Origin of the sequence: Mesorhizobium loti (assembly GCA_014189435.1) — a bacterium.
GTDB lineage: Bacteria > Pseudomonadota > Alphaproteobacteria > Rhizobiales > Rhizobiaceae > Mesorhizobium > Mesorhizobium loti_G.
Genome location: CP050293.1, coordinates 1,053,146 through 1,068,455 on the forward strand (window position 1 = coordinate 1,053,146; position 15,310 = coordinate 1,068,455).

General features: G+C 65.0%; 14 protein-coding genes. 4 read left to right on the plus strand and 10 right to left on the minus strand.

Features of this window, described 5'->3' with window-relative positions:
- Positions 1–137: 137 nt before the first annotated feature.
- Positions 138–830, minus strand: a complete 693-nt coding sequence (locus HB777_05050; GenBank protein ID QND63337.1) for a DUF2270 domain-containing protein — start codon at positions 828–830, stop codon at positions 138–140.
- A 113-nt stretch (positions 831–943) separates the two neighbouring features.
- Complete coding sequence (locus tag HB777_05055) at positions 944–2,134, minus strand: MFS transporter (GenBank protein QND68660.1); 1,191 nt, start codon at positions 2,132–2,134, stop codon at positions 944–946.
- A 136-nt stretch (positions 2,135–2,270) separates the two neighbouring features.
- Here HB777_05055 and HB777_05060 point away from each other — a divergent pair, with 136 nt between their 5' ends.
- Positions 2,271–3,179, plus strand: coding sequence for a LysR family transcriptional regulator (locus HB777_05060; protein QND63338.1), 909 nt, complete (start codon positions 2,271–2,273; stop codon positions 3,177–3,179).
- Between the two features lie 30 nt (positions 3,180–3,209).
- Here the strand turns inward: HB777_05060 and HB777_05065 are convergent, their stop codons facing one another.
- From HB777_05065 to HB777_05095, 7 genes are all read right to left on the minus strand, one after another.
- Entirely contained in the window at positions 3,210–4,040 is an 831-nt protein-coding gene (locus tag HB777_05065) for a ketopantoate hydroxymethyltransferase (GenBank protein QND63339.1), read from the minus strand.
- 1 nt (position 4,041) lies between these two features.
- Positions 4,042–4,503 (minus strand): D-ribose pyranase, encoded by a 462-nt coding sequence (rbsD, locus tag HB777_05070; GenBank protein ID QND63340.1) that lies wholly within the window; start codon positions 4,501–4,503, stop codon positions 4,042–4,044.
- Positions 4,500–5,450, minus strand: coding sequence for a ribokinase (locus tag HB777_05075; GenBank protein ID QND63341.1), 951 nt, complete (start codon positions 5,448–5,450; stop codon positions 4,500–4,502). Before HB777_05075 ends, rbsD begins: the two co-directional genes overlap by 4 nt.
- A gap of 11 nt (positions 5,451–5,461) precedes the next feature.
- A complete protein-coding gene (locus HB777_05080) occupies positions 5,462–6,979 on the minus strand; it encodes a sugar ABC transporter ATP-binding protein (protein ID QND63342.1) in 1,518 nt (505 codons plus the stop codon).
- 59 nt (positions 6,980–7,038) lie between these two features.
- A complete protein-coding gene (locus tag HB777_05085) occupies positions 7,039–8,007 on the minus strand; it encodes a substrate-binding domain-containing protein (protein QND63343.1) in 969 nt (322 codons plus the stop codon).
- 45 nt (positions 8,008–8,052) lie between these two features.
- Entirely contained in the window at positions 8,053–9,075 is a 1,023-nt protein-coding gene (locus tag HB777_05090) for an ABC transporter permease (GenBank protein QND63344.1), read from the minus strand.
- 231 nt (positions 9,076–9,306) lie between these two features.
- The gene (locus HB777_05095) at positions 9,307–10,071 is read right to left on the minus strand and encodes a phytanoyl-CoA dioxygenase family protein (GenBank protein ID QND63345.1); all 765 of its coding nucleotides are present in this window, start codon (positions 10,069–10,071) and stop codon (positions 9,307–9,309) included.
- Positions 10,072–10,210: 139 nt separating this feature from the next.
- Here HB777_05095 and HB777_05100 point away from each other — a divergent pair, with 139 nt between their 5' ends.
- The 3 genes from HB777_05100 to HB777_05110 all read left to right on the plus strand — a co-directional run bounded on the left by HB777_05100 (position 10,211) and on the right by HB777_05110 (position 13,383).
- Complete coding sequence (locus HB777_05100; protein ID QND63346.1) at positions 10,211–11,101, plus strand: AraC family transcriptional regulator; 891 nt, start codon at positions 10,211–10,213, stop codon at positions 11,099–11,101.
- A gap of 130 nt (positions 11,102–11,231) precedes the next feature.
- Positions 11,232–11,951: a gamma-glutamylcyclotransferase gene (locus tag HB777_05105; GenBank protein ID QND63347.1), complete on the plus strand. Its 720-nt coding sequence runs from the start codon at positions 11,232–11,234 to the stop codon at positions 11,949–11,951.
- Positions 11,952–12,177: 226 nt separating this feature from the next.
- Positions 12,178–13,383, plus strand: a complete 1,206-nt coding sequence (locus HB777_05110; protein QND63348.1) for an acyltransferase — start codon at positions 12,178–12,180, stop codon at positions 13,381–13,383.
- Here the strand turns inward: HB777_05110 and HB777_05115 are convergent.
- Complete coding sequence (locus HB777_05115; protein QND63349.1) at positions 13,323–15,302, minus strand: glycoside hydrolase family 127 protein; 1,980 nt, start codon at positions 15,300–15,302, stop codon at positions 13,323–13,325. The two genes, HB777_05110 and HB777_05115, sit on opposite strands and share 61 nt — an antisense overlap.
- Positions 15,303–15,310 lie beyond the last annotated feature (8 nt).

The following is a 15,310-nucleotide window of genomic DNA, read 5'->3' on the forward strand; positions in this document are numbered from 1 at the left end:
CGGTCCCCGGCAGCCTCGGATAGAAATGGCATCGGGGCGACGATTTGCAAAGCGGATGCGCAAACACCCATTCGGAACTGAATCAGGTCGGGGCTTTATCTCATTGTCTGACAATGATTTTCTTCAACCGCTTCTTTCTAAACATGGACGTCGCCGAAGGAGAGTTCGCCGTCGTCGCCAGGCGTCAGGAAGGCAGCCGCCAGGAGGCCGGCGTAGAGGAGCGCAACCACGGCGACAATGGCTGCACCCGGAATGGGACCGAGGGCGGCGGCGCTGACGGCCTCGCGCAATGTGCCGACAAAGCCGGGCGGCACAGCTTGATCGATCAGGCTCGGCGTCGACAGTTTGAGGATCCAGGCGAGGAGCAGGATCAGCATCATGTGCAGGTAGTTGCGGCGCAAACGCCGCGCCAATGCCACCCTTTGCGAGACCAGGAATTTCGGCGCGCGCAGGCTTTCGCCGACAATCAGCAGCCAGTCAGAAGCGAAGTCCGGCTGCGGCGAGAAGATCTGAGCGAAATAGTGGCGCTCGAACTGGCGCACACGGGCGCGATAGACATCGAAGAAGCGGTAGCGGCGCGCCTCGATCCACAACAAAAGGAGCACCAGCAGCATGGCGAAAAGCAGCACGCCGTGATGGGCACTGGCCGTCGACAGCGACACCGACAGCATGGCGGCGACAACGGTGATTGCCCAATTGCTCGTACGGTCGAGGCGGTCGCGCCAACCGGCCATGCGAGCAATCTCGGCGCGGTGGAAATGCGACATCACGGTGACCAGTTCGCCCGACGAAAGCGGCCTGCCGATGGGCGTTGCCGGCGTATCGTTCATGGCTCCCTCCCAACCACATAGAACGCATCAGATTTGATCTCGTTCCGTAGCGTTAGGCACGGCCAAGGGAATCTCGACATGATGGCGGGGTTCGCAGGCCTGGTTCCGGCCGGTCACTCCGGCCCGGCGATCCAGTCGACCAGCAGGGCGGCAAAGCCGAAGGCGGCGGCGATGGCGCAGACCTCGGGCCAGCCACCCCAGGCCCAGGCGATGCCGGCGAGCATCGAGCCGACGGCGCCGCCGATGAAGAAGATGCCGACGAACAGGCCGTTGAGACGGCCGCGCGCGTTCGGCTGCAGCAGGTTGACGGCGCGGCGGCCGAGCGTCTGGTCGCCGGTGACGCCGATGTCGAGCAGCACGGCGCTGGCGCCCATCAGCACCAGCGACCATCCGGTTCCGGATTCAGCCGAGCCGGCCCAGGCCGCAAGTGCCACCGCGCCGATCAGCACGAGATGGCAGGCGATGGTCGCCGGGCGCGTCCAGCCGCGGTCGCCGGCGCGGCCGAACAGGGGCGTGACCACAGCACCCCCGGCACCGACCAGTGCGAACAGCGCGATGCCGCGCTGGCCGAGGTCGAAAGGCGGCTGGGCGAGGCGTAGCGCCACCGCCGTCCAGAACAGGCTGAAGGCTGCCATCACCAGCGCCGCCGTCAGCGCGCGGCGCCGCAGCACCGGCTCGTCGCGCAGCAGGTCGAACAGCGAAGCGATCAGCGCGCCATAGGACGATCGCACTGCCGGGCGCCGACGGGGCAAGGCGAAGGCAAGCACGCAAGCCAGTACGACCAGGGCCGCGGCGCTGAGTCCGTAAAAGGCTCGCCAGCCCCAGGCATCGGCGATCAGGCTGGCCAGCGGCCGCGCCAAAAGGATGCCGACCATCAGCCCGCTCATGACATCACCGATCACGCGACCGGCCTCGCCGGGCGGCGCCATCGAGGCGGCGATCGGCACCAGGATCTGGATGGCCGAGCAGGCGGCGCCGAGGACGAACAGGACGATCAGCAGCGAGACGGCGGTGGGCGCCATCGTGGCGACGCCAGCCGCCAATGCCGCCGCGGCCAGCATGCGCAGGATCAGGGTGCGGTTTTCGGCAAGGTCGGCGAGCGGCACCAGGAAGAACAGGCCGGCGGCATAGCCGAGCAGGGTGGCCATGGCGACGAAGCCGACGCTCGCGGCACCGGCGCCGAGCGATGGCCCGATCAGGCCGACCAGCGTCTGCGGGGCGAACAGGTTGGTGACGATGATGCCGACGGCGGTGGCAAACAGCAGCGTCTGTGGGCCGGTGATGGTCGCAGCCGGCCCGGCCATCCGGCCGTCATTGGTATCGAGCACTGGGGTATCGAGCATAACGTCCTCAAGGATTTGCATATCGTGCGAGGACTTTATGCCAAAGCATTATCATGCTACAATTCAATCAATTCGATAATGATTATGCGAGATGCGCATGAATATCCATGACCTCGAAGCCTTCATCGCCGTGGTGGAGACCGGCTCGATCGTCGGCGCCTCGGCAAGGCTCAACCTTACCCAGCCGGGCGTGACGCGGCGCATCCAGAACCTTGAGGACGGGCTGGCGACAGCGCTGCTCGACCGCCAGTCGAAGCCGTTGAAGCCGACCGCCTCCGGCCGCGAGGCCTATGAGCATGGCCGGCGCGTGCTGCGTTCGCTCGAGGATCTTAGGGCCGGCGTGTCGCCGCAAGGCGAGGTCAAGGGCGAGTTCCGCCTGGGCATCATGCCCTATCTCTCCGATGCCGCCCTGGCGCTGCCGCTCGACAGCCTGCGCGCTGCCTTTCCGCAGCTGACCCTGCGCATCACCTCCGGTTGGTCGCCGAGGCTGGTGGAGCAGGTGGCGCGCAGCGAACTCGACGCGGTGGCGGTCTGCCTCGCCGAGGGTTTGGCGCCACCCGACGAACTGGTCTGCGACGATCTCGGCGTGCAGTCGGTGCTGCTGGTCGCATCACCCGGCCTCGGTGTGCCGAAGCCCGCCGATCTAGCCTCGCTGTCGCGCTTTGCCTGGGTGATGAACGAAAACGGCTGTGGTTTTCGCGCTTTCATCCGCCAGAGTTTCGACGCCCTCAGGCTGCCGTTCCAGGTCGGGGTGGAGGCGCTCAGCGTCGACCTCAGAATGTCGCTGGTGGCGCGCGGCCACGGCATCGGCATCGTTACGCCGGGCGCCTTCGCCGACAGCCGCTGGCGCGATGCGGTCGAGGTGATCGACTGCCCCGACTTCAAGCCGCAAGTGCGCGCATGGCTGCTGCACCGCCCGCCGGCCGGACGGCTGAGCCGCCCGATCGCGCTGTTTCGCGACGCGCTGATCGAAGGGCTCGAGGTGCCGATGCCGCTGGTGTCGTAGAGTGGCGAGGATGGTCCGCCCTGGGACCGTCTAATCTCGTTCCGCCTCAAGCCGCTCGCGAAAATCGTCAAGTTCGGTCTGTTCGATGCCGGCGACTTCGGCGTCGGCGGGATAGCTGCCGCCGGCGACTTCGTTGCGGAAGCCCGACAACGCTTCGACGCGCGCGTCCCTGACGGCTTGCTGCAACACGGCCAGATTGCCCCAGGCGCGCGCATGGCGGGGCAGGCGGGCGCTCTCGCCGCAAATGTCCGAGGTGAACAGGAAGATTACATCGGCCTTAGTGCCCGAGCCGAGCGACACGGTGACCAGCGAGGTGCGGCGGTTGATCTCGGCCATCACCTGCGCCGCGATGATCTCGCATTCGACGGCGAAGGCACCGGCGTCTTCCAGCCGGCGAAAACGGTCCCACAAGTCGAGCGCCTCGGCTGATGTTTTGCCGACGGCCCTGATGCCGCCGACCCAGGTGGATTTGCGCGGCACGAAGCCGAGATGGCCCATGACGGGGATCTGTTCGTTGGCGAGCATACGCACGGTATCGAGACCGCGCCCGGTGATGACGGCGTCGGCGCCCGATGTGATGGCGGAGAAGGCGGTGCGCAGGATTTCGTCCGATGTCACCGCGTCAGCGAAGCCGAGCGCGGCGGTGACGAAGACACGGCGCGATCCCTCGCGCACGCGGGGCACGTTGGCGGCGCGGCAGACCACCATCTCGATGCCGGCGGCCTCGGCCGCCGCTGCCTCTTCGGCGGTTTCGGCCGTCACCTGGGCGGCATGCCGGCCGCTGCCCTTGAGCGCCCTCAGGCTCGCGACCGTCACGCTGCGCTCGACCTCGCGGCCGCCGAAGTCGAAGATGCGCGGCATCTCAGCCCTTCAGCTTCTTGGCATAGTAGTCGGGCGCGACGACGCCGGGCTTGGAGAACCAGGCCGGCACGTCGACGCCGGAATAGAGCAGGATGTTGCCCCACGGATCGAAGGCGCCGGTGCGCACGATGACCTTGGCCTTGGCCGCCATCTCACCGAGGATGGTCTCGTGCGTCGTGGTCTCGAAATCGGCGTCGGGAAACAGCCGCTTCAGCTTGGCCAGCAGCGGCGCGTTGTGCACCGGCAGCGTGTCGGCATAACCGACGCGCTCGGCGATCAGGTTGGCGGCGATCGGCGCCAGCACGGTTTCGAGGTCGGGCACGTCGGGCGAAATGGCAAGGTCGATGCGCCAGGCGCTCGACGGGATCGGAAAGCCCGCATCGCAGACGATCATTAAATCGCCATGGCCCATCGAGGCGATGGCATGCGACAGTTCGGCGTTGAGCAGCCGGTTTCGGTTCATCTCGTTTCCTTCCAAGTTGTCTTCATTGCTTCGGCGTAGAGCGCGTCGGCCTGTGCCCGCTCGGGCAGGCCCGGAATGACGCCGAGCCTTGTGCAGGCGATGCCGCCGCAGACGACGCCGAAGCGCACCGCGTCGACGATGTCGCGGCCTTCGGCCAGCGCCACCGCGAAGCCGGAGTTGAACGCGTCGCCGGCGCCGGTGGTGTCGACCACGGCGACCTGCACGGCCGGCACCATGACGTCGAGCTCGTCGGTGAGGATCAGCGCGCCGCTGCGGCCTAAGGTGACCACCACGTTGCGCATGCCGCGGCGGCGGAGTTCGCCGGCGAGTTCGCGCGAGGAGCGCGGATCGTCGGCCGGCAGACCGAGCAGGATGCGCAATTCGCTCTCGTTGGGGGTGAGGTAATCGACATTGGCGAATATGGTGTCGGGAAGCTGGCGCGCCGGCGCCGGATTGAGGATGGTGCGGGCGCCATGCTTGCGGCCAAGCTGCATGGCGCGGGCGGCGGCCGCGATCGGCACTTCAAGCACGGTCATGACGACATCGCTTTGCGCGATGCGCTCTTCGGCCGCGTCGACGGTCGCGGCATCCATCAGCTCGTTGGCGCCCATGTCGAGGATGATGAAGTTCTCACCCTTGTCGTTGAGGATGATGAAGCCGACGCCGGTGGCGCGTTCGGTTCTCGTCGTGACCAGGCTCGCATCGACGCCCTCGGCGGCATAGAGGTCGGTGGCGATGCCGGCCAGCTTGTCGGTGCCGATGATGGCGACCAGCGCAGAACGTGCGCCCAGCCTTGCGGTGGCCACCGCCTGGTTGGAGCCCTTGCCGCCGGCGCCCATGTCGAAATCGGTGCCGAGCATCGTCTCGCCGAAGATCGGCAGTTTTGGCGCCCGCATGGTCAGGCCGACCGCGAAACTGCCGACGATGGTAATTCTGGGTGTGCTCATCAATGCCTCGTTCAGGACGCCATGGCGCGCGCCAGGATCGCTTCCTCGTTGATGCCGGCTCCGGTCAGCTCGCCCGATATGCCGCCATTGCGCAGCACCAGAACGCGTTCGGCGTTCATGATCAACTCGGGGATCTCCGACGAGATCATCACCACGGCCACGCCTTCGCCGGCGATGCCGCGCAAAATGGCGTAGATCTCGGCCTTGGCGCCGACATCGACGCCGCGCGTCGGCTCGTGCAGCACCAGCACGCGCGGGTTGGTGACCAGGCTGCGCCCGAGGATGATTTTCTGCTGGTTGCCGCCCGACAAGGTGGCCAGCTTTTGGCTCAGATGTGAAATGCGCGCGTCGAGCCGGGCGACCTGTGCGCGGGCCTCGCGGCGCACGGCACCACGCCGCATGAAGCCGGCCATCGAGAAGCGCGGCAGCGAGGCTGAGACGACATTGTTGGCGACGCTCATCGACAACAGCGCACCGGCGCCGCGCCGGTCGGCCGGCACCAGCGCCATGCCGTTGCGGATCGAGGCTTGCGGGTCGGCGGCGCGCAATTCCTTGCCGTCTATGGTGACGCGGCCGCTGCGCTGGCACAGGCCGAACAGCGCTTCGCCCAGCATGTCCTTGCCGGAATCCGGCAGGCCGCCAATGCCGAGGATTTCGCCGGCGCGGGCATGAAAACTCAGCCTGTCCAGCCCCGGCGCGGTCAGTTTTTCGACAGACAGCACGATTGCCGCGTCATCCGAGCGCGCTTCCGGTTGCAGCGACCATTGCGCCGCCGTGTCGAGATCGCGGCCGACCATGGCGCGGATCAGCCGGTCTTCCGACACGCCGTCATTGTGGATGGTCTCGATGGTGCGGCCGTCGCGCATCACGGTGACGCGGTCGGCAAGATCGAGCACTTCCTTGAGATGATGCGAGACGTAGATGACGGTGACGCCTTCGCCGCGCAATTGCTTGACGATCTCGAACAGCCGCTCGCTTTCGCGCTTGGACAGCGCCGAATTGGGTTCGTCGAGCACCAGCACGCGGGCGCGCTGGCGGATGGCGCCGGCGATCTCGACCAGTTGCATCTCGGCCACCGACAGGCGTGAGACTCTGGTGTCTGGATCGAGCGCGCTCATGCCGAGACGCGTCAGTGCCGCGCGCGCCTCGCGCCGCATCTGGTCGCGCGGCACGAAGGACAGCGGCGAGCGCGCCGCCATGTCCGACATCATGATGTTCTCGGCGATGGTCAGCGTCGGGCAGAGCGCCAGTTCCTGGTAGACCACGGTGATGCCGGCGGCGCGGCTGGCCAGCGGCGAGGCAATGGTGGCGCGGCTGCCGTCGATGCGGATTTCGCCGCCGTCCGGCTGCAGGTCGCCGGCCAGGATGTTCATGAGCGTCGATTTGCCGGCGCCGTTCTCGCCGATGACGGCATGCACCTCGCCGGCGCGGAAGCCGACGGAAATGCGGTCGAGCGCCAGCACGCCGGGGAACCGCTTGGTCAGTCCGGAGATCTCGACGATGGGGGCAGGGGTCTGTTGCTCTGTCATTGGCTGGCTGGCGCCGAGCGGCTGCCGGCAAAGGCCGGCAGCCGCTTCACGCGGGCTTGTTACTTCTTGGCCACCTCGGCGATGTTTTCCTTGGTGTAGATGCCGACGCCGGTGTCGACATTGTTGATAGGCTGGCCCTTGAGGAACTGCACGATCAGGTCGACCGCGGCAAAGCCCTGCTTCTCCGGCGCCTGGTCGATCGTCGCATTCACATTGCCGTCCTGGACCAGCTGCACCGTCTGGTCGAGCAGGTCGAAGCCGACCACCTTGACCTTGTCGGCGGCCTTGTTGCGTTCCACCCAGGTGCCTGCGGCGGGTGTCGAGCAGCATTCGAGCGACAAGACGCCTGATATCGACGGATTGGCGAGCATGGCGTTCTCGATCGCCGCATAGATCTTCTGCGGGTCGGTACCGGTGTTGAGCGTCGAGACCACCTCGATGCCGGATTCGGCCTTCAGCGCCTCACGCGCGCCCTTCTCGCGGTCGAGCGACCACTGCGCGGCGGCGTCGATGGTGGTGATCATCACCTTGCCCTTGCCGCCCAGTACCTTGGCCATCAGCTTGCCGGCCTCGCGGCCGGACTGGACGAGATCCTGGCCGGCGAAGGCCAGGCGCTTGCTCTCCGGGTTGTCTGTGTTGAAGGTGACGACCGGGATGCCGGCGGCGATGACGCGGTCGATCACCGGCGCCAACGCGTCGGTGGAGACGGAGGAGATCGCCAGCCCGTCCATCTTGCCCATCAGCGTCTCGATCTCCGAGATCTGGCCGTCGGCATCGGCGCCGACCGGACCGATGAACTGGGCGCCGACCTTGTCCTCCTTGGCGGCGCGCTCGACGCCGGCCTTCATGAACGGCGCGAATTCGTTGGAGACGTCATGGTAGGAAACGTAGATGTCGAGCGGCTGGCCGGCATCGATCTTGGCCTTGATGCGAGGCGCCAGCGTAAAATCGGCGAGCTTGGATTCGGCGTGCGCCGACAGCGGAAACAGACCGAGCGTGGCTGCGAGAATGACGTGTCTGATGTTCATGGATAGTCCTCCCTTTTTGGTTCTGATTGCTTCTGTTTTCTGCACTTAACCCGTTCGGCGCGTGCTCCATTTGTCGATGCCGACCGCGATGATGATGACCAGGCCGATCATCAGTTCCTGCACGAAGGGCGACACGCCCAGCAGCACCAGGCCGTTGCGCATGACGCCGATGATCAGCACGCCCAGAATGGTGCCGAGGATGGTGCCTTCGCCGCCCGACAGCGAGGCGCCGCCGACGATGGTGGCGGCGATGACGTCGAGCTCCAGGCCGAGCCCGGTGCGCCCGGCCTGGCTGGAGGGCAGGAAGGCCAGGCCCAGAATGCCGGCGAGGGCGGCGAGCACGCCCATCAGGATGAAGGCTGATATCTTGACCTTGTTGACGGAGATGCCGGAGACACGCGCGGCCTTGGCGCTGCCGCCGACGGCATAGACCCGAAAGCCGAAATTGGAGAAGGACAGCACGATCCAGGCCAGCACGGCGACGATGACGAAGAACACCAGCTGCATCGGGATGATGGTGAACAGGTAGCCCTGGCCGATGAAGGAGAAGGTCTGCAGAACCTCGGGCAGTGCGCCGTTGCGAGCGTTGACGGTCACCGGCTGGCCGTTGGTCAGGATGAGGGCCGCACCACGCACGATGGACAGCATGCCGAGCGTGGCGATCAGCGAGGGCAGGCGGCCATAGGTGGAAAGCACGCCGTTGATGAGGCCGATGGCGACGCCGGTGAGCAAGCCGACACCGATCGCCGGCAGCAGCGCCCAGCCGGCAATGATCAGCATGCCGGTGGCAAGGCCTGAGAACGCGTAGGTCGAGCCGACCGACAGGTCGACCTCGCCGGCGATCAGCACAAACGTCATGCCGACCGCCATGATCCCGAGCAAGGAGATCTGGCGCCCGACATTGAGCAGGTTCAGCGAAGTCAGGAATCCATCGGTGGCGAAGGACAGGAACAGGCACAGCACGAGCAGCGCGATGAACACGCCTGCCTCGCGCGCCCGCAACAGCCGCGCCATCGTGAACCGGTCCGTGGCTGGCGCGCGCGCGCCGGTCCTGACCGCATCGGCCATACAGCATCCTCCCTGCGCGTGGCCCGCCGGTCCTCACCAGCGTGGCCACTCCTCCGTTTCATCGACCCGAGCCGAGCTCGTGCGCGGGCCGTTGCTTCAGAGCCGGTCCCGAATTGATTCAGGATCAGGCTCTATCTCCCTGTTTGGTCATGATTTTTCGGGAATCCGGTGCCGGCTCCCTGGATCATGGCCGGGGCGGGGGCTGACCGCCCATGCCCTGTGTTTGCAGCGTCAGGACGCCTTGCGGAAGGAGCCGGCCGGCACCTTGTGCATCTCGTCAAAATTTCCGTAGTCGCGCACCTTCTTGAACGGCGCGTTCTCGACCGCGTTGTAGGAACAGATGTAGCCCCAGCGATAGGTGTCCGAACGGTTGGCATCGGAGCGGTGCAGCAGATTGCCGTCGAAGATCAGCGCGTCGCCGGCTTCCATCTCGACATAGATGTGCTCGAAGCGCTTCAGCGCCGCATCCAGGTGCTCCTGCTCGACATTGGTCTGGTCGTTCTCCCGGATGTGATTGAGACGGCCGAGCTTGTGCGTGCCTTTCAGCACCTGCAGGCAGCCGTTCTCGCGGGTCGCCTTGTCGAGCGCGACATAGATGCTCATCATCTCCGGCGCCAGGCAGCCGTAATTGTACCAGTAGCCGAAATCCTGGTGCCATTCCCAGGCGCCGCCCTCGTTGGGCTGCTTCATCGTCATCTTGTGGCTGTAGAGGTAGATCGGCTTGCCGACGGCGGCCTCGGCCAGATCGACCATGCGCTCGTCGCGGGCCAGAAGACCGTATTTGTCGTCTTCGGCCTTGGTCCACATCTTCAGAAGGGTGGTCTTGCCCTCCTTGTCGCCCTTGGCCATCACGGCGCCGCTCTTGTTCTCGGCCTCGAGCTGCTTGCGGGCGTGGTCACGGAAATCCTCCACTTCCGCGACGCTCAGCAGCCCCCTGCGGATAATGTACCCGTCGCGGGCATAGAGCTCGGTTTCCTGCTTGGTCATCGCCAACATCGTCTTGCCTCCCTGGTCTGTCGGGGCCGCTGCCAGCGCAAGGCGCCTGGCAAGCCCGCAAAACTCGGGGGATCCGGCCTCTGCCGCCGAAATCCCGTCCTCTTGAGAGCGACCATAGCGACGCCGGACAGCGAACAAAATGGACAGCAAGGCACTCATTTTGTATAAAACGCGCATCATGGCAAAGACGTCGGTTCTCGAGAGTTTCCACTATGTGCCGGCGGCCGGATGGACACGCACGGCGTTCAGCGTGCTGCGCGCCGGCAAGGTCGCCGCCGCACCCGATTACCGCATCGAACGGCCCGTCTATCCCGGACAGGACATCCTCTATTGCCTGTCGGGCCGGGGTTTCGTGGAGACGCTGGGGCAAAGGCTGGAGGTGCGTGCCAACCAGCTGGTGTGGATGGCCAACGAGGCGCCGCATGTGCACGCGGCCGATCCGGCCGATCCCTGGACCTTGCTCTGGTTCAGGCTCGACGGGCCCGATCCGGCCATCCTGCGGCGCAAATTGTTTGGCGAAGGGATATTGCGGACCGTATTTACGGAAGGCACCGGTCCGGCGCCGTGGTTCGAGCGACTGTTCGCGGCGTTGCGGCGACGTGACGCCGGGCTCGACCTGCGCCTCAACCAGCTGGTCGCCGAATTCCTGCTTCTGGTCGACCGCGCGGTGAACGGCGCCGGCAATGACGATCTGCCGAAGCCGCTTGCCGCCGCACTCGACGCGATGCGCACCGCGCCCGGCTCCGCCTGGACGGCATCGGATCTCGCCACTGTCACCGGCCTCGGCGCCTCGCAGATAAGGCGGCTGTTCCAGAAACATCTGCGCACCAGCCCGCACCAGTGGCTGATGCGCGAGCGGCTGATGCAGGCGCAGTCGCTGCTGGTGCAAGGCGACCAGCCGCTGGCCGAAGTTGCCGAGGCCTGCGGCTTCTGCGACGTCTATCATTTCGGGCGCGAGTTCAAACGTTCGGTGGGCATCTCGCCGGCCGCCTGGCGGCGCAGCGAATTGAGCGCGGCGCCGGGGCGGTAGGATAGTCGATACTTACGAATCCTTTCAGGCGGTTGGGCGTGGCCGTTCAGGGTTTTAGTCCGCGCGTCCGGTCGTCCCTTGAGAATCTCCTTGCCTTGGGCAACATGGCGGCGATGCCTGGGGTGCGAGAATGAACAAGCCGATTACCACCGTATCGCCGCGCAGGGCGCCGATGGCGCTGACCGAGGACCTCGTTGCCCGCACCATGCGCGCGGTCGAGGATGCCGGGCCGACGCCGGGCATGGTCTACATGACCGACGCCGACTATGCGCGCATCCGCGACGAGGTGCTGGCCACGGCTCCAGCCGGGCCTGTGAAACTGTTTGCCTATGGCTCGCTGCTGTGGAAACCCGTCGGCGAGGTGAGAGGTGGCGAACGCGCGGTGGCGACGGGCTGGCACCGGTCGTTCTGCTTCACGGTGCAGCGTTTTCGTGGCACCGTCGAGCAGCCCGGCCTGATGATGGCGCTCGATCGTGGCGGCCAGTGCCAGGGCATGGTGTTCGAGATCGCGGAACCGATTGCGGCCAACCTCGAAGCGCTGCTGCGCCGCGAGATGACCATCCTGCCCGCCGTCAACGTGCCGCGCTGGCTGCAGGTCAGAACCGAAGGCGGCTCATGCCGCGCGCTCGGCTTCGTCGTCGATCCGGCCAATCCGCGTTATGCCGGCAAGCTCGACAAGCAGGCGATCGCGGCGACTCTGGCCACGGCCGTCGGCCATTGGGGCTCGGGCGCGGAATATCTGTTCGAGACCATCCGCCACCTCGAAGCCTGCGGCATCCGCGACCGCAATCTGTGGGAATTGCAGGCGTTGGTGGCCGAGGAAATCCTAATGCATGTCGCCCAAAAGTGACCTCGGTTTGGAGTGCGACAGGCATAAAAACAAAGACCTGAAGCAGGTCGCCTGATCCATTCAGACGCGACGCGCTTCAGGCCAAAGATGCTTGAGGCCAAAGCACTTTGCGAAGCAAAGCTCTGATTTCGGAAGTCGAAGTAGTGAGAATTTAATGAATTGAAAATAGTCCTATCCCAACGATGACTTGAACACCGGCTGGGGACACGGTGCGCGTGGGCCACCTATGAGATCCTCCACCGGAGAACATTATCCAGCGCTGGATCATATTCGGGGCCTGGCGGCTTTCCTGGTCTTCACCTGGCATTTCCTTCATGCGTCTCCTGAAGGCCCGGTGCCTTATGGCTTCGTGCCGGCTCTTCCTGTCTTCAGTTTTCTCGATGAAGGGCATACCGGCGTTTCACTGTTCATGGCGCTTTCCGGCTATCTGTTCGCCAAGCTGCTTGATGGAAAACAGATCGACTACCTGCCCTTCTTTGCCAACAGGGCACTCAGGTTGCTTCCGCTTCTGCTGGTGATGATATGCATCGAGGCTTGCCGCAGGTACCTGGCCGGCCAGTCCCTGGATGAGTATTTCACCGGCGTTGGCGAGGGGGTTCTTCTTCCCACCCTTTCGAATGGAGGCTGGTCGGTAACGATCGAAGCGCACTTCTACCTGTTGCTGCCGTTCTTGCTGATGGCATCCAGGCGGTTTGTGTTCGCGCCTTTACTGTTCATCGCGGCAGCCATTGTGCTGAGGTCCGTGCTGTATGTGCAGATCGGCGAGGTGCAGTCGGCAGCGTCCTTTACCATCATAGGGCATGCGGATCAGTTCCTGGCCGGCATACTTGCCTTCCACCTGCGTGCCCACGCGAAGAACCGCCACTGGCTGGCGCTGGCCGTTCTCATGGCATTCTCGGGGTTCTTCTGGTGGTTCGATGCCGCCGGCGGATTTTACCTACTGGGACGTTTTTCGTCGCCCCATTGGATATGGATCATTCTGCCAACCCTGGAGGCTGCGGCCTATTCGTTCGGTATCGCCTATTACGACACGAGCTTTTCCAAGAAGCGAACAAGCCTGCCGTTCAAGATCCTGGAGAAGGCGGGGGCCTACAGCTATTCGATCTATCTTCTGCACCTGTTCTTCGTCATGCAATTGGCGGCGTTCATAGACACGAATGTCATGAGCATCAGCAATTTCTACGTCGCATGCTTCTGGTCCGCACTGTGCTTCATGGCGATGATCCCGATCGGCTATCTCAGCTACACCTGCGTCGAGGCGCCATTCCTGCGCCTGCGCCGGCGCTATGTGGCCCAAAAGCCCGAAACCGCGGAAACAATCGAGACTGGGATTCGATCGGTTGTTGCCACAGCCGATACACCAAACATCGTTCACCCGTCCCTGAGCCACACCAGCATTTCGCCGGGCTCGCGGTTGTCCCAGGCGAAATAGGGAATGGCGGTCAGGCGCGTCTGCGCAGTGGCTGGCGGCTCGGGCCTGTAGAGCCCGCTTTGCCAGCCGTCGGCGGCATCGGCAAGTGCCGTAGCCGACAGCGTCACCACGCCGCCGAGAAGCTCCGGCCGATGCCGGGCTTCGACGCTGGCCGTCCTCGGCAGGGACAGGCGATGCGGCTGGCTTTCATTGTCGGTCGCTTCGACGCAGTAGATCAGCGGGCCGCGCGACAGCGCGACGCGGCCGGCATCCTGGCGCACCTGCGGGTTGGCGTAGAGTCGCTCGATCGGCATTTCGAGATCGAGCCGCAGCCGGTCGCCTTTTTGCCATGTCCGCTTGATCGCGGCGTAGCCATCGCTGGTGATATCGGCCAGCTTGACCGCCTCGTCATTGATCTTCAGCTCGGCGGCGGCGCTCCAGGCCGGGATGCGCAGGTGCAGCGTGAACTCGACCGGCGCCTGCGGCTCGAGCGTGATGTCGACGGCGCCGTCCCAGGGATAGCGGCTGACCTGCGTCAGGCTCACCGGTGTGCCTGATATGTCGAAACGGGCGGTCGAGTCGCCATAGAGATGGACGGCCAGCGCATCGTCCGCCAGGCTGTAGAAATAGCTGCCGATCGAGGCGACCATGCGCCCGATATTGGGTGGGCAGCAGGGGCAGCGGTGCCATTTCCAGCGGTTGTGCTTGCCCCGGCTTTCCAACGGGTTCTCGTAGAAGAACAGTGAGCCGTCGAGCGACAGGCCGGAGATCGAGCCGTTGTAGAGGGCGCGTTCCATCATGTCGGCGTAGCGGGCGTTCGGCCCCATGCCGAGCATGCGGCTTGCCCAGAACACCAGGCCGACGGCGGCACAGGTCTCGGCATAGGCGCTCTCATTGGGCAGGTCGTAATCGCTGGTGAAACCCTCATTGTGCGCCGACGGGCCGAGCCCGCCGGTGATGTAGAGGCTTTTCGTGGTGAGGTCGTCCCACAACCGGTCAAGCGCCACCCGCAGCGTGTCGTCGCCATATTCGGTGGCGATGTCGGCCATGCCCGAATAGAGGTACATCGCCCGCACCGCATGGCCGACGACCTTGTCCTGTTCGCGCACCGGAATGTGCGACTGGCTGTATTCATAGGTCTTGAAATGATAGGTCTTCGGGTCGGCGCCGCGGGCGCGCGCCTCTTCGTCGAAATAATGCGGTTGCTGGCCGCGCTGGTCGATGAAGTACTTCGCCAGATCCATGTATTTCCGTTCGCCGGTCACCCGCGCCAGCTTGACCAGCGCCAGCTCGACCTCCTCATGGCCGCAGTAGCCTTTCTTCTTGCCGGGCTCGGGGCCGAGCACCGAAGCGATATGGTCGGCATAGCGGCTCATGATGTCGAGCAGCTTGCGTTTTCCCGTCGCCTGGTAGTAGGCGACCGCGCCCTCGATCAGATGGCCGGCGCAGTAGAGTTCGTGGCAGTCGCGCAGGTTGGTCCAACGCTTGCCGGGCTGGATGCGCTGGTACCAGCTGGAGAGATAGCCGTCGTCCTGCTGCAGTCTGCCGTACATGTCGATGACAGCATCGATCTTCTTCTCCAGTTCGGGATTCTTGCGCCGGTAGAGTGAATAGGCCGCGGTCTCGATCGTCTTGCCGAGATCGGAATCCCAGAACATCTGCGTGGTCACCGTCGATCCCGTGAATTCCGCGCCCTGGCGGTCGGCTTCGTCGGGAGAGGGCGAGTGGAAGGGGATGACGATGCCGGGCGAGGGCCGGTCCGGATCGATCTGCTCCAGCATGCGGGCCTCGACGCAGCGCTCATACAGGATGTCGGCAGTGCGCGTCGCGACCGCGTCGGCGCGATCGCCCCAGAAGCCGTGCACGTCGACCTGCGGCACCGGCAACGGGCGGAAGGCGAGCTTGGGCTTGGTCGATTTTACGGATGGCGATGCGGTCATGAACTTAC

Excerpts from the sequence above, each read along its gene's own strand:
- HB777_05105 (QND63347.1), top strand. The coding sequence starts at position 11,232 with ATGAACAAGCCGATTACCACCGTATCGCCGCGCAGGGCGCCGATGGCG.
- HB777_05095 (QND63345.1), bottom strand. The coding sequence starts at position 10,071 with ATGTTGGCGATGACCAAGCAGGAAACCGAGCTCTATGCCCGCGACGGG.
- HB777_05065 (QND63339.1), bottom strand. The coding sequence starts at position 4,040 with ATGCCGCGCATCTTCGACTTCGGCGGCCGCGAGGTCGAGCGCAGCGTG.
- HB777_05055 (QND68660.1), bottom strand. The coding sequence starts at position 2,134 with ATGGCCGGGCCGGCTGCGACCATCACCGGCCCACAGACGCTGCTGTTT.
- HB777_05050 (QND63337.1), bottom strand. The coding sequence starts at position 830 with ATGAACGATACGCCGGCAACGCCCATCGGCAGGCCGCTTTCGTCGGGC.
- HB777_05115 (QND63349.1), bottom strand. The coding sequence starts at position 15,302 with ATGACCGCATCGCCATCCGTAAAATCGACCAAGCCCAAGCTCGCCTTC.
- HB777_05085 (QND63343.1), bottom strand. The coding sequence starts at position 8,007 with ATGAACATCAGACACGTCATTCTCGCAGCCACGCTCGGTCTGTTTCCG.
- HB777_05090 (QND63344.1), bottom strand. The coding sequence starts at position 9,075 with ATGGCCGATGCGGTCAGGACCGGCGCGCGCGCGCCAGCCACGGACCGG.
- HB777_05080 (QND63342.1), bottom strand. The coding sequence starts at position 6,979 with ATGACAGAGCAACAGACCCCTGCCCCCATCGTCGAGATCTCCGGACTG.
- HB777_05110 (QND63348.1), top strand. The coding sequence starts at position 12,178 with ATGAGATCCTCCACCGGAGAACATTATCCAGCGCTGGATCATATTCGG.
- HB777_05075 (QND63341.1), bottom strand. The coding sequence starts at position 5,450 with ATGAGCACACCCAGAATTACCATCGTCGGCAGTTTCGCGGTCGGCCTG.
- HB777_05100 (QND63346.1), top strand. The coding sequence starts at position 10,211 with ATGGACAGCAAGGCACTCATTTTGTATAAAACGCGCATCATGGCAAAG.
- HB777_05060 (QND63338.1), top strand. The coding sequence starts at position 2,271 with ATGAATATCCATGACCTCGAAGCCTTCATCGCCGTGGTGGAGACCGGC.
- rbsD (QND63340.1), bottom strand. The coding sequence starts at position 4,503 with ATGAACCGAAACCGGCTGCTCAACGCCGAACTGTCGCATGCCATCGCC.